13 protein-coding genes are annotated in these 12637 nt (G+C 60.3%); 7 read left to right on the forward strand and 6 right to left on the reverse strand.

Features of this window, described 5'->3' with window-relative positions; all coding sequences use genetic code 11:
• Positions 1–327 precede the first annotated feature (327 nt).
• Positions 328–1098 (reverse strand): SDR family NAD(P)-dependent oxidoreductase, encoded by a 771-nt coding sequence (locus RJT48_RS16800; RefSeq protein ID WP_311173492.1) that lies wholly within the window; start codon positions 1096–1098, stop codon positions 328–330.
• Between the two features lie 215 nt (positions 1099–1313).
• On the opposite strand from RJT48_RS16800, the gene RJT48_RS16805 reads away from it, so the two are divergent.
• The gene (locus RJT48_RS16805) at positions 1314–3302 is read left to right on the forward strand and encodes a serine hydrolase (protein ID WP_311173493.1); all 1989 of its coding nucleotides are present in this window, start codon (positions 1314–1316) and stop codon (positions 3300–3302) included.
• Between the two features lie 73 nt (positions 3303–3375).
• On the opposite strand, the gene RJT48_RS16810 is transcribed toward RJT48_RS16805, so the two are convergent.
• Positions 3376–3939, reverse strand: coding sequence for a hypothetical protein (locus RJT48_RS16810; RefSeq protein ID WP_311173494.1), 564 nt, complete (start codon positions 3937–3939; stop codon positions 3376–3378).
• A gap of 106 nt (positions 3940–4045) precedes the next feature.
• On the opposite strand from RJT48_RS16810, the gene RJT48_RS20825 reads away from it, so the two are divergent.
• The 6 genes from RJT48_RS20825 to RJT48_RS16830 all read left to right on the forward strand — a co-directional run bounded on the left by RJT48_RS20825 (position 4046) and on the right by RJT48_RS16830 (position 9216).
• Complete coding sequence (locus RJT48_RS20825) at positions 4046–4258, forward strand: CPBP family intramembrane glutamic endopeptidase (RefSeq protein ID WP_425604728.1); 213 nt, start codon at positions 4046–4048, stop codon at positions 4256–4258.
• Positions 4219–4350, forward strand: coding sequence for a CPBP family glutamic-type intramembrane protease (locus RJT48_RS20830; RefSeq protein WP_425604729.1), 132 nt, complete (start codon positions 4219–4221; stop codon positions 4348–4350). Before RJT48_RS20825 ends, RJT48_RS20830 begins: the two co-directional genes overlap by 40 nt.
• Positions 4351–4695: 345 nt before the next feature.
• Positions 4696–5835 (forward strand): bactofilin family protein, encoded by a 1140-nt coding sequence (locus tag RJT48_RS16815; RefSeq protein ID WP_311173495.1) that lies wholly within the window; start codon positions 4696–4698, stop codon positions 5833–5835.
• A gap of 119 nt (positions 5836–5954) precedes the next feature.
• Positions 5955–6950, forward strand: coding sequence for an ABC transporter ATP-binding protein (locus tag RJT48_RS16820; RefSeq protein ID WP_311173496.1), 996 nt, complete (start codon positions 5955–5957; stop codon positions 6948–6950).
• Positions 6947–7786: an ABC transporter permease subunit gene (locus RJT48_RS16825; protein ID WP_311173497.1), complete on the forward strand. Its 840-nt coding sequence runs from the start codon at positions 6947–6949 to the stop codon at positions 7784–7786. Before RJT48_RS16820 ends, RJT48_RS16825 begins: the two co-directional genes overlap by 4 nt.
• Before the next feature lie 539 nt (positions 7787–8325).
• Positions 8326–9216 carry a CPBP family intramembrane glutamic endopeptidase gene (locus RJT48_RS16830; protein WP_311173498.1) on the forward strand — a complete coding sequence of 297 codons (891 nt, stop codon included), beginning with the start codon at positions 8326–8328 and terminating at the stop codon, positions 9214–9216.
• Positions 9217–9277: 61 nt separating this feature from the next.
• Here the strand turns inward: RJT48_RS16830 and RJT48_RS16835 are convergent, their stop codons facing one another.
• From RJT48_RS16835 to RJT48_RS16850, 4 genes are all read right to left on the reverse strand, one after another.
• Positions 9278–10072 (reverse strand): CPBP family glutamic-type intramembrane protease, encoded by a 795-nt coding sequence (locus RJT48_RS16835; RefSeq protein ID WP_311173499.1) that lies wholly within the window; start codon positions 10070–10072, stop codon positions 9278–9280.
• Positions 10073–10388: 316 nt separating this feature from the next.
• On the reverse strand, positions 10389–11045 hold the full coding sequence (locus tag RJT48_RS16840; protein ID WP_311173500.1) for a hypothetical protein: 657 nt from the start codon (positions 11043–11045) through the stop codon (positions 10389–10391).
• 33 nt (positions 11046–11078) lie between these two features.
• A complete protein-coding gene (locus RJT48_RS16845; RefSeq protein WP_311173501.1) occupies positions 11079–11912 on the reverse strand; it encodes a CPBP family intramembrane glutamic endopeptidase in 834 nt (277 codons plus the stop codon).
• A gap of 4 nt (positions 11913–11916) precedes the next feature.
• Positions 11917–12606 carry a YqjF family protein gene (locus tag RJT48_RS16850; RefSeq protein WP_311173502.1) on the reverse strand — a complete coding sequence of 230 codons (690 nt, stop codon included), beginning with the start codon at positions 12604–12606 and terminating at the stop codon, positions 11917–11919.
• Positions 12607–12637 lie beyond the last annotated feature (31 nt).

Below are 12637 nucleotides of genomic sequence, written 5' to 3' on the forward strand. Positions count from 1 at the left end.
TCGACAACCACCGTGAGTGACGGCTACTGCATCTTCTGACTCCACATACCTGCCTCTGATGGCGTGAGACTACAAACAATCGACCCTACCCCGTCGTTGTCTTGCGTTCAACAAGGCAATGTGACTGCAGGATATGACAAATATATGTGGGTCCGTTACGACCCGCGTTCACAGGAATGTAGTCAGTAGACATCATGCACTTCGACATCGCTTCGGACCGCGCTGTCAGGTTCACAGATCCACAAGCGGGCGTGCCTATCCACTTTGCAGGGGCGGTTGGTCGTGAGACAGATGTGCCCGATCCATCGGAGAAAATGACCGGCGGGGTTAGTCGGCCGCTTGGCCGCCATCAACCGGGATAGTGACGCCAGTCACGAAGGACGCGTCCTCGGAGCACAGGAACGCCACGACACCGGCCATCTCCTTTGGGTCGGCCTGACGTCCCATCGGCACGTCAGACATAGTACTCGTATCGAAGGGCAACTCACGAGGATCCGACCCGCCTGCCATCGTTTCTTGGATGTTCGTCTCCGTTGGCCCGGGCGCGATCGCGTTGACGCGGACGCTACGGTCGGCGTATTCAAGCGCGGCCGTCTTCGTCAGCCCAACGACGCCGTGTTTACTGGCGACGTAGTTCCCGAGTCCACCCATCCCGACGAGTCCCGCTTCAGACGCTGTGTTCACGATGACTCCCCCGCCCTGTTCTTCCATCACGGGCAACTCCGCCTTCATTCCGGCCCATACACCTTTCAGATTGACGTCGATAAGTCGCTCCCAATCATCCTCACTGATGTCGGTGATGTCTTCGAACCCGGTGAGAATACCGGCATTATTGACGGCAATATCAAGCCCCCCGTACGTATCGACAGTAATCTCAACTAACTGCTGAACTTCTTCGGGATTAGCAACGTTGGCCGATACAAAGGTGGCAGACCCACCGTCGTCCTCGATAGATGCAACCACCGCCTCACCGCGCTCTTCGTCTACGTCAGAGACCACTACATCAGCCCCCTCGTCGGCGAGGCGTTGGGCTGTTGCACGTCCAATTCCCGATCCTGCTCCAGTGACGAGTGCTGTCTTGTCCGAGAATCGGTCCATAATTCGACCTTGATCAATACCTTCGTGATAAGTACATATATACCCGTGGGGCGTGTTATCTCGCCTTACTCTCGGACGATAAAAATGAGGCCGGTTCCGGCTTCCTGCTTGAACTGCCTTTGAGGCCGTTCTCCCTGAATGTTTATTTCAATAGAGTGTGAGTTCGTGACCGTTAGAGCGGTGACTGCACAACGCTGCTGAAACGCAATCGACCGATGTCCCGATCGCAAACAGTGACTGATGCCATCGCTGGTACCCAACAGCCGAACGCGTACTCGCGACGCACGGTACTTCGCGGCCTCGCAGCGACAGGCTCCGCGGCGGTCGCCCTCCAAGAGATGCCCAGCAGAGCGAGCGCGATCGAACCCAGCCAGCAGGAACAGTCCAACGGACCGCTATCCGACCCGGAACCCTTCGAGACGTTTCTCGATGGCGTGATGAACGCCCAGCTCGAGGCCCACGACATCCCCGGTGCGACCGTCGCAGTCGTCGGCGGTGATTCGACGTTCACGAAGGGATACGGTGTCCGGGACGTCCGGACCGACGCGCCGGTCAGGGCCGACGATACGCTCTTCCGCATCGGATCGACGTCGAAACTCTTCGCGTGGACGGCAGTTATGCAGAGTTTCGAGGCGGGTCGGGTCGACCTCGGGAGTGACATAAACGAGTATCTCGACGATATCACGATACCGGACACGTACGACCAACCCATCACCCTCGATCACCTTGCGACTCATACTGCGGGATTCGAGGAACGCGCTCGTGGAACGTTTGTCCTGAACGAATCGGATCTGCGTCCGCTCCCGACGATGCTCAAGAACGAGCGACCGGCAAGAGTTCGGCCGCCGGGTGAGTTCACTGCCTACTCGAACTACGGGGCCGCGCTTGCCGGTCACATCGCCGCCACGACTGCCGGATCGGCGTTCAGCGACTATGTCGAAGCGGAGATCTTCGAGCCGCTCGGGATGGATCAGAGCACGTTCGACCAGCCCGTTCCCGATGCTATCGACGGGACGCTCTCGAAGGGGTACACGACCCCGAACGGTCGGTATCAGGAGGGTGATTTCGAGTACGTCGGTATGGCGCCAGCTGGCTCGATGAGTTCAACAGCGACCGATATGGCGCGGTTCATTCGAGCCCATCTGCAGGGTGGCGCAACCGGCCAGGGACGCATCCTCGAATCCGATTCCGTAGCGACGATGCACCAGCGGCGATTCGGCAACGACGATCGACTGAACGGAATGTGCTTTGGGTTCTACGAACTGAGCCGGAAAGATGTGCGTATCGTGGGGCACGCGGGCGACACCGAGCAATTCCACAGTTTAGTGGCCCTGCTTCCGGAGCACGGGGTCGGGCTCTTCGTCTCGTACAACAGCCCTGGTGGTATCGAAGCCAGAGACGAACTGCTCGACGCACTGATCGACGAGTACTACCCGAGCGAAGAGAGCACACCCCAGCCCGATGGCGAGCCAACGCGGGCGAGTGACGTGACCGGCACGTATCGCACACTCAGGTCTCCATACACCACGTCGGAGAAACTGTTGGGCGCGCAGTCGAACGTCTCTGTCTCCGTCGATGACCAGGGCCGACTCGTCACGACTGGTCCGGGCGGAGCGACGCAGTGGATCGAGGTGGACAAACTGTATTTCGAAGCGGTCGATGGGTCGGATGCCCTCGCCTTCGGCGAAACGGACGGGGAAATAACCCACCTGTTCTTCGACAGCAGACCTCCCTCGGCATACGAACGACTCACTGTCAGCGAACAGCCGGCAATGCACGCAGCTATCGCCGGTCTGAGCATTCTGGTCTTTCTCGGAGCCGTCCTCGGATGGACGGCGACGGGTCTCTGGCGATGGTACCGTGGTGAGACGCGAGAACGATCGACCTCCCCACTGCGGCATACTCGCCGGATCGCTGGACTCGCAGCGGTGAGCTATCTGGTGTTCGTGATTGGATTGGCCGTTGTCGTGTTAAGCGATCCACAGGCGGCCCTCCTCGGGGATCCGCTGCCACTGCAGATGGTCCTGCTGTTCCCGCCCGTGGGAGCACTCGCAAGTGTCACGATGCTCGTTCTCACCGGGTTGGCTTGGCGGCAGGGTGTTTGGAGTCGGCTGACACGACTCCAGTACACCGTGGTCGGCCTCGCGGGTGTCGTCTTTGCGCTCGTGCTCGCGTACTGGAACCTTCTATGGTATCAGATGTAGCGGCGTACAGTTCCCGAAAAGGTCATTACGCCTTTCAGAGTGGCCAGTGCGGAACGGGGAGGCAATATCAAAATCACTTGGACGTCAGTGTTCTAATTCCGCCAATCACCAGCCTGTCGAGAGAGTGAGCTGCGACGCTGTAGGAGAAAAAGAACACGACCATCACGAACAGTTCGACGAGGTCGAACGCGACGAGGTCCACGGTGGCGACGACGGGAATCAGCGACAGCAGAGCCTCGACGGCACGGTCGATCGTTATCACGGCGACGGCAGTACCGGTGATCAGCGCCAAGAGGTATCCCGCAGTTCGCAGTGACGACGGAGTGACGCGTGACCACACCCGCAGTTGGTACTCGTCGTACGTACCGACGCCGAGCGCCGCGAGTTGACGCCGTACTTGGTCGGTTGCGGTCACCACGAGCACGAACCACAGTGCGGTCGCGAGCCCGAACCGGACGAACGAGGGTGATAGACCGAGAACCGTGTCGCTGAACACCGTGACGATGGCCGGGGTCACGCGATCTACGAGAACGTAGAACAGGAGATAGCCGAGGCCTGCCTCGATCGGTCCGTAGGCCGGGAACTGACTATCTTCCTCGTCAACGTGACGAGTCTCGCCTGCGACAGACATACTCATATGTGACCGATGGCAACGAGCGTCTTCAAGTATGCTACCGCTTGCCGGACAGTGAGGACCGACCCTTTCGTCCGGAGATCCTTACATTCGCCGAGAACCATCTGTATTGATATCGTTTCCATCACCGGTCGGGACACTGCTCCTGTACGCCTTCGGCTTCGCGGTCGCTGCCTTCCAGGAAGAGACGCTCTTCCGGGGGTTCCTTCAGACGGCCATCGGTCACCGTTTCGGGGAGTGGCCGGCGGTTGTCGTCCAAGCCAGTGTGTTTTCCCTCTCACAGTGGGGTACTACTCGCTTACTGCGTGGTACCCGTTCCTGACCGCGTTCGCCGGCGGCCTCGTGTACGGCTGGCTTCGGAAGCGTCGCGGCCGGCTCTTGGCCCCGGGCATCGCGCACGGCCTGATCGGGTGAGGGCCCCGACACCGATTCCGTGGCGGAGGCTGTGCGTAGAGCAGTAGGCAAGCCATTTCCGGATCTCGCAAGTTCCGCAGCGGCGTTCCGAGAGCATAGGCACGGACTCGTCGACGTCTTGGAATCGACTAAGCATCGACATCGGCCATCGCCGCGGAGCGCATATCTTCTTGCTATAGTAGCGTTTGCAAGTCTTCACTCACACGATCGCACCACTGCGTGCGATTGGATGAGCAATCAGTTGCAAACGCTACTATAGGTGACCGAATCTGGAGTGGAAACCGCCGAGTCCTACATCGCGTTAAGCTCAGTATATTTTTGGGTCATTGCGTTGATACGAGTGGTATGCGCTTATCATCCGGGACGGCGGGGCGCCGGGGCGTCGTGGTCGTCCTCGTTGCGGTGCTCCTCCTTTCGACGGTGACAGGCGTCGCGGCGGCGCAGTCCGTTCGGGGAGCCTCGGGAACGATTGTCGTCGAGGAAGGGCAGACAGTCTCCAGCGTCGACGCACTCGCGGGAAGCATCGTGATCCGAGGAACTGTCACGGGTGATGTCTCCGGCGCCGCCGGGACGATTCACGTCGCCGAGGGCGGGCGAGTCGGGGGATCGATCTCCGGCGCCGCGGGGGACGTCCGCATCGATGGTGAGGTTGGCGGCGACGTCATCGCCGGCAGCGGCAACGTCCAGGTGACCGAGACCGCCACGATCGGCGGTGATGTCAGCGTCGGCGCGGGATACGCCCGCATAGACGGGCGGATCGACGGCGACGTCCGTGTCGGCGCTGAGACGATCGTCCTCGGACCGAACGCAGATATCGGTGGCGAGTTCCGCTACGACGCCGCCACGTTCACGCAAGACCCCGCGGCGACGGTCGCGGGCGGCGTCGTGGAGGATCCGAATCTCCGAGACAACGTCGGTAGCTTCAGGCTTCCCAACTGGGTGACGGCAGGGTACGGCCTCCTCGCAAATCTCCTGCTCGGGGCGATTCTGCTCGTCCTCTTTCCGTCCTTCTCGGCGAGGCTCGCGGGGCGTGTGTCTGACGAGTCGGCGAAAGCTGGCGGCGTTGGATTGCTGTCACTCGTCGGCGGCCCGATTCTCCTGGCGCTGATCGCCATCACGATCATCGGCATTCCGCTCGCCGTCCTCGGCGCAATTGCATTCGGGCTCGCAATCTGGGTCGGAGCCGTCTACGGCCAGTACGCCGTCGGTGCGTGGGCTCTCCGGTTGCTCGGACGGGACAACCGGTGGCTGGCGCTCGTGGCGGGCCTCGTCGGGTTCGCCCTTCTCGATGCGATCCCGGTCTTGGGCGGATTCCTCGTCTTCGGTGCACTCCTGCTGGGACTGGGCGCACTCGCGTTGGAGCTCCGGAACTCGTTCCGCACCCGGCGGGGTTCAGGTCCCAGCGACCGACAGACGACGTTCGAGGAGTCGTTCAGCGATTCACAGGCCGGATCTTCCGCCGAACGGACGACGGACAGTCAGTGAATATGGTCGGATACCGGGTGTTGCGTCCGAGGTTCGATACAACCGCGGGCGACCTTTGGCGGGGTCCCCGGCATCTGATCGTACCGTGAGATTTTGAGGAGTGTCGGCGTACAAGTAGTATGGATACCACCTCTCGTCTCACGTCCGAATCGAAAGAACCGCTCCGGAACGAAGCGGTTGCGATCCAGACAACAGGGCTGACAAAACGCTACGGGAAAGACGTTCTCGCTGTTGACGATCTCGACCTGACCGTCCACGAAGGCGAGATATTCGGGTTTCTCGGGCCGAATGGCGCCGGAAAGTCCACGACAATCGATGTGATTATGGACTACGTCCGCCCGTCCGCCGGGAGTGCAACTGTCCTCGGATACGACGCGCAGACTGAGACGCGCAAAATCCACGAGCGGGTCGGAATTCTTCCGGATGGATACGGGCTCTACGACCGCCTGACTGGCCGCAAACATCTGGAGTACGCGATCGCGTTGAAGCGATCCGACGACACTGTCGGCGACTTGCTCGATCGAGTCGGGCTCGATGCTGCAGCTGCCGACCGGGTCGTCGGTGGTTATTCGAAGGGGATGATGCAACGATTAGCCCTCGCGATCGCCCTCGTCGGCGATCCCGAACTGTTGATTCTCGACGAACCGTCATCGGGGCTCGATCCCAACGGGGTTCGCCTCGTTCGTGAGATCGCCCGAGACCACGCTGATCGAGGGAAGACCGTCTTCTTCTCCAGTCACATTCTCAGCCAGGTCGAAGCGGTCTGTGATCGCGTCGCAATACTCAACCGTGGGCGACTGGTCGCTATCGATTCGATCGGCGGGCTTCGCGACGCGCTTGGCACGGGATCGACGGTAACGCTCACGGTCGACGCCGTCCCGGACTCGCTGACCCTCGCGGAGCTCGCCGGTGTCTCCGACGTTGCAGTCGATGGCCGAACGATTCGAGTGAGCGTCGATGAGGCCACAGCCAAAGTCGACGTTATCGACCGCATCCGCGGTGATGGCGCTGCGATTCTCGACGTGACGATCGAGGAGTCATCGTTGGAAGACCTGTTCAGCGCCTACACAGGCGATGCACCCCCGCGGGTCGACGCCTCGGAGGTGGACCGATGACGCTTGCGAAGCTCTGGCTGACGATCGCTCGCAAGGAATTCGCTGACGCCTTCCGGTCGCGAATGATCTGGGGCATCGTCGTCATCATCGCCGTGATGACGTCGCTGTCCGCGGGCATCTCACTACTCATCCCTGATGTCGGAGGCGGTGCCGAGATGGCGATCGGCGGCGCATCGCAGTTCGCGGGACTCCTCGTTCCGATTATGGCGCTGATCGCCGCCTATCTCGCGATCGCCGGCGAACGGGAGTCGGGGAGTCTGAAGGTGATCCTCGGTCTCCCGCCGTCGAGAGGTGAAGTGCTCCTCGGGAAGTTTCTCGGCCGGAGTGGTGTGGTCGCTATCGGCCTCGCGCTGGGTTTCGTGGTCTCAGGCGTGGTTACGGCGATTCTCTACGGTGGACTCCCCGTGGTAGCCTTCATTGGGACGACGGTTTTGACTGTCCTTCTCGGCGTTTCGTTCGTCGGCATCGCCATCGGGATTTCGGCCGTCACGGCGACACGCGCCCGGGCGATGACCCTGGCAATCACGGCATACCTCGGGCTGACGCTCCTCTGGGACCTGGCTCCCAATGCGGTTCACTTGCTGATCATTGGCGAGATGCCCGGTGGCGTCGTGCCTGCGTGGTTCCTGCTCTTGCAGGGCCTCAGTCCGACCGGGGCGTACAATGCGCTCGTCCAGCGGTTGTTGCTCGGTGGCGGAACTGCTGTGGAAGCGCGGATCGGTGGGCCGGCACCCAGCTACCTCGATCCAGTGGTATTTCTGGTGATCTTGTTTGCTTGGGCTGTCGTCCCGCTACTCGTCGGGTATCTCAGGTTCCGCCGGGCCGATTTGAGCTAACCGGCCTTGTGGAACCCCTTGACCGGTAATCGGTTTCGGGAGTGGTGCTGTGTAGAGAAGGCGAATCTTGCATAGCCTATTGAAGTGCCGTACTGTGGTTTAGGATCCGCTGGAAAGATACTGAGGCGCTGTTCCCGTACCGACCAAGTGACCGAATACCCACGTAGAGGGGTTGAAGAGAGCAGTTTAGATAATTGCTTTTCAAACTATTCAACGAGATTGTACGTCTCGAACGTGTCTCCCGGTTCTGTTATTCGCGTGTCTGACGGTGACGGCTGGGTGTTCGTTCTTCGGGCCGAATCCAGACAGTTACACAACTACCTTCGGATACACGGTCGGTGTCGATTCAAACGCGACGATTCGCGTCCCCCTCCCGCAGGTCAACCCCTGATAAATAGGGTCGAAGACTGTCGTCTAACGCTACTTGAGACCGATTTGGAGACGCGCTGAGACCTGATCAAGACCGTTACTGGATGTCGACTGTAGAGATATAGTGAATTCCCCGCACCACTAAGTAGAAAACAGTTGATAGGAATATTATGACCGAACCATCAAGTCGGACAATTGGCAATACAGGTATAGAGCTGTCCAGTCCTTGGGTTTTCTTCGCTGTGACATTCGCAATCACGTGGGGGTTCTGGGTACCAGCTATCATCTTCGACCTCGCATTCGATAATGTTCTCGGCCTCGCGTTACTGTTGCTGGGTCTCCTTGGCCCTGGGCTCTCTGGAGTTGTGTTTATGAAACACCAATATACGGAGAGCGCGCAGAAGGATTTCTGGGATAGAGTTACGAATATTCGTCGTATTGGCCTTCAGTGGTATCTGGCCGTGTTCTTGTACGCGCCAATTACATTTGCCATAGCCGCCGTGATCGACATCGCGCTGGGCGGGACGGGCTACTTTGTAGCTGACTGGGTGTCGCAACTCACCACGAATCCTGCTGCTTTCCTCCCGACCCTGCTCTTTTCGACCCTACCACCAGTTCTCGAAGAACTCGGCTGGCGTGGATACGCTCTCGACCAACTGCAACGAACTCGGACAGCGTTAGCCGCTGGGTTACTTCTGGGCGTCGTCTGGGCTGGGTGGCACCTCCCGCTATTTCTCATCGAAGGGACGAATCAACACGATGCTGTTGGATTCTTGACAACGCAGTTCTGGCTGTTCATAATAGGCGTTATCGCACTCTCAGTGGCCTTCACTTGGATACACAACGGAACAGGAGGAAGCATTCTTGCTAGCATCTTACTGCACTCGTGGACGAACTTCACCCTTCAGACCTTTGAGGGAACACTCCGAACAGACATCATATTCTACATCGGTACGCTGTGGGCTTTCGTCGTGCTGATCACCGTCGTCTATGGGGCAAAAACCCTGGAACGGGGTGGAGACGTACCCCATCCCAGTCTCAAATCAGACTCAGGGGTATAGGTCTCGTCGCAGGATTGGTTTCGTAGGTTCCAAGCGACGATTGGATCTCTCCAGATTTGACTCACCATGGCCACACTCCCATCGAGATGAGGAGGACTATGACGATGATATTGACGAAGTGGGCGAATCCGTGGGTGATCATCGCAGCCTCGATACTGTACCGCCAGAAGATCCATCCGAAGACGATAGCTGGGGCGGCATTACCCAGCAGGGTGAACAACACGATGGGAGGAGAGCTGCCGTATAGCGTGAAGACAGCAGGGAGGTGGCTGACCCCAAAGATGAGGGCGGCGACAACGATGCCGGACCAGACAAGCCACGCCTGTGGTTGGGTCCGTTCGCCTCCGAGCGCCTTCCACAGAAGGAACGTGACCAGGGACATCAACCCCCACCGAAAGAGCAACTCCTCGGTTATCCCGCCCATAATCACCGCACCGGGAAACCGATTAACAAAAAACGAGATTGTCTGATTCCGTTCAGCACCGATACCCTCGAGCAGGATCGGGGTCACGAGTTCGACACCAATCAAAAAGATCCCGAAGACTGCTCCAATCCCCAGCGCAGGAATGGCGTGAGGTTTCAGAGCGGCGAGAAGTGGTTTTCCTTGCGATACGCGGTTCAGAACGACTGACTGAAATCCGAGTCGAGGCGCACAGTAGAGGCCGATTGCGACGGTGACTGCCAGCGCGATGTGAACGCTGGTAACCGTGAGAACAGCCATCTCCCCGGTCGAAACCCCCGCCTCCACGGCAGCGTCCTGGAATTCTGTCCAGTCCTGCGTTATCCCCCAGATGAGAACTCCGATAGAGCCGAGAACGAACAACGCTCCGAACCGTTTGATGGACTCCTTGTTCATATCGCGTTACTGGTTTGCAAAAAGCAATAATTCTTACCTGTACTCTTGTCGTTAATCTGAATGAGTAACATAATAACCCGTGGCGGCAGTCACGTCTATCGATCACGAACGAAGAGCGAGGAAGGTTTCAACGAGTAGGAGACATCACCTTCTCGAACAGTGCCAGGGAGACAAATCCGCTGAAACGGTACAGACGATTCGAAGAAAGGCCCTCCGCAACGGTGGCAAACGGGACAAAATCGGCCTCTACGCTAATCCGCAGAAGTACAGCTAAACGACTCTATGATAACTGGAGACCCCGTGATCACGTTCCTCTTTACGTAGCGACCTGCGCTATCGCGACGGCTTCCCGGTAGCAGGCGACCGCCAACAGCAGATACCCACCGACTAGAAGCGCCCACTCACGGTGCGTTAGCGACCAGTCCCTCGGGGATCGTACCCGTTCGAACTCTTCTTTCCACCGGGGGCCAGATTCCTGATGCCACAGCATCACGCCACGCGTCGCGACCACAATCGCGACGAACGCCGTGATCTCCATCGGGCCGCTCCGTTCGACGAGCACAGCCAACGACGGTGCGATGCGCTCCCCCGCCCCGATGGCGAGCGATCCGGTCCCCCAGACTGCCCCGTACCAAGGCGCCTGGACGACCTCGATGACATAGCCCATCGGTGTGTTGACCGATCGGAGCGTGTTCGCGCCGATAGCGATCAGGGAGACGCCGACGTTCCAGCCGAACAGCCACAGGAATTCCCGCGTGACACTCCCCGCGTATCCCGTGGCTGCGCCCGGGTTCCCGCCGCGTAACAGCCCCTGGGGGAGAACGAGGTAGCTGAGGACCCACGACGCCGTGAACACGCTCGCGACGACGACCCACAGGGCGACGAACCGTACGAGGACGTCCTCGTGGTTGACGTATCGTCCGATTCGCTTCGACACCCGGCCGATCGTCCTGGTCGCGGTCGCCGCCGCCATACGGATATGCATCGTGCTCTGCTGACAAATACATTAACGAGCCGGACGGTCGGTGCCAAGCGATGTCCCGGCAGTGAGGACAAGGGCGACGACCGCGAGGGTGAGCATCGCGACGAGCAGTCCGAGCCCGAGAGGTGACGTTGCACCTGAGACACCCCCGACGGGGTAATAGTTCAGGAGCGCGTTGCCGCCCGCGTGTAAGAGCATCGCCGGCAGGACGCTCCCGCCGACCCGGTTGGCGAGCCACGTCAACAGAACCGAGAGTTCGACGAGCTGGAGCAGGTAGAGGCCAAGCGGGAGCGTGTGCTGGATGGTACCCGGGATGAATACTAGCGGAAGGTGCCACCCGGCCCAGACCACGCCAACGAGGAGTCCAGCCGTGAGCGGACTGTACGCCTCCTGGAGTTCCGGCAGGAGGTACCCGCGCCAGCCGGGTTCCTCGAGGCCGCCGCCGAACAGGACGACAAACCCGAGGAAGAGCGGATACTCGATGATCCCGGGGAGGAGGTCCGGTGTCACGACACCATCGAAGAGGACGATATGGATCACGGCGGCACCGAGCAACAGGGCGACCGGAAGCGCAAGGGCGAGCGCGTAGTACCGCAGCGCGATACGAGCCTCGAAGATGCCACGAAGCCACGCCCTCACGTCTCGACACGACGCCCGAACGAGGACGACGCTCGCGCCAAACGGCCCCAGGCCCCCAAGTATGAACAGGACTGTGCCTGTGAGCGTCGCCCCGGTTTCGCTGAGCGCCCACACGCTCCACAGCGACCACGAGATGGCGTACGTGAGGGTGGTGTACCCGAGGAGTGTCGCTCGGGGTGACCAGTCCGCGACAGCGACGGGGTGCGGGCGCGCCGGCATTCGCTCACACCCGGCGGTTCGGGGACGCGATCGTCGTCACGCCTGGACTGTAGTAGTGCACGGGCTCGGTCTCGGGGTGGGCGAGCCCATTGGCCTCGAACAGCGTGTTGGTCTCGATCGTCGGGTCGGCCTCGTACAGCGGCCACGGCTCGTGGTCGATGGCTGCGTACCGCAGCGAGCCGTCTTGTGCCTCTGTGTAGTATCGGTAGCGCTCGGTGAGGAACGCTTCGAGCGAGCCTGACTGTACGTCGAATTCCGGACAGGATGGACCATATGTCGCGGCGAAGTGAACGGGGCGAGCGCCGGGATGCAATCGCCTGCTCTGAAACCGGATGTCGCCGTCAGCTTCGGTGAGCGAACAGCGCGCGTAGTAGTACGGGAGGTGGTGGAAGAGGCGGGCGCCGACGACGCTGAGGATACCCTGGGCGTCGAGACTGAAGAAGTACACTCCACTGTGGCCGTCGTGAGTAACGTATGTCCGGAGGTTGAGTTCGGGGAGTGGGAGCCCCCAGCCTTCGGGGGTCCACGTCGGGCGGACGTCGACGTTCGTGAAGGGCACGACGGAGAGCCACGCGTCGCCGTCGTACGTATCGACCGCGAGTGTCGACGGGAGGTGCGCGTTGAGGAGGTCGGAGTCGACGGGCCAGTTCGCGAACAGAACGTGTCGCCAGCCCATGTGGAGTGCGGTTACCATCGATTGGCCACCTCGGTACGGATACTCGGAT

The organism is Halobellus ordinarius, assembly GCF_031823395.1.
GTDB lineage: Archaea > Halobacteriota > Halobacteria > Halobacteriales > Haloferacaceae > Haloquadratum > Haloquadratum ordinarius.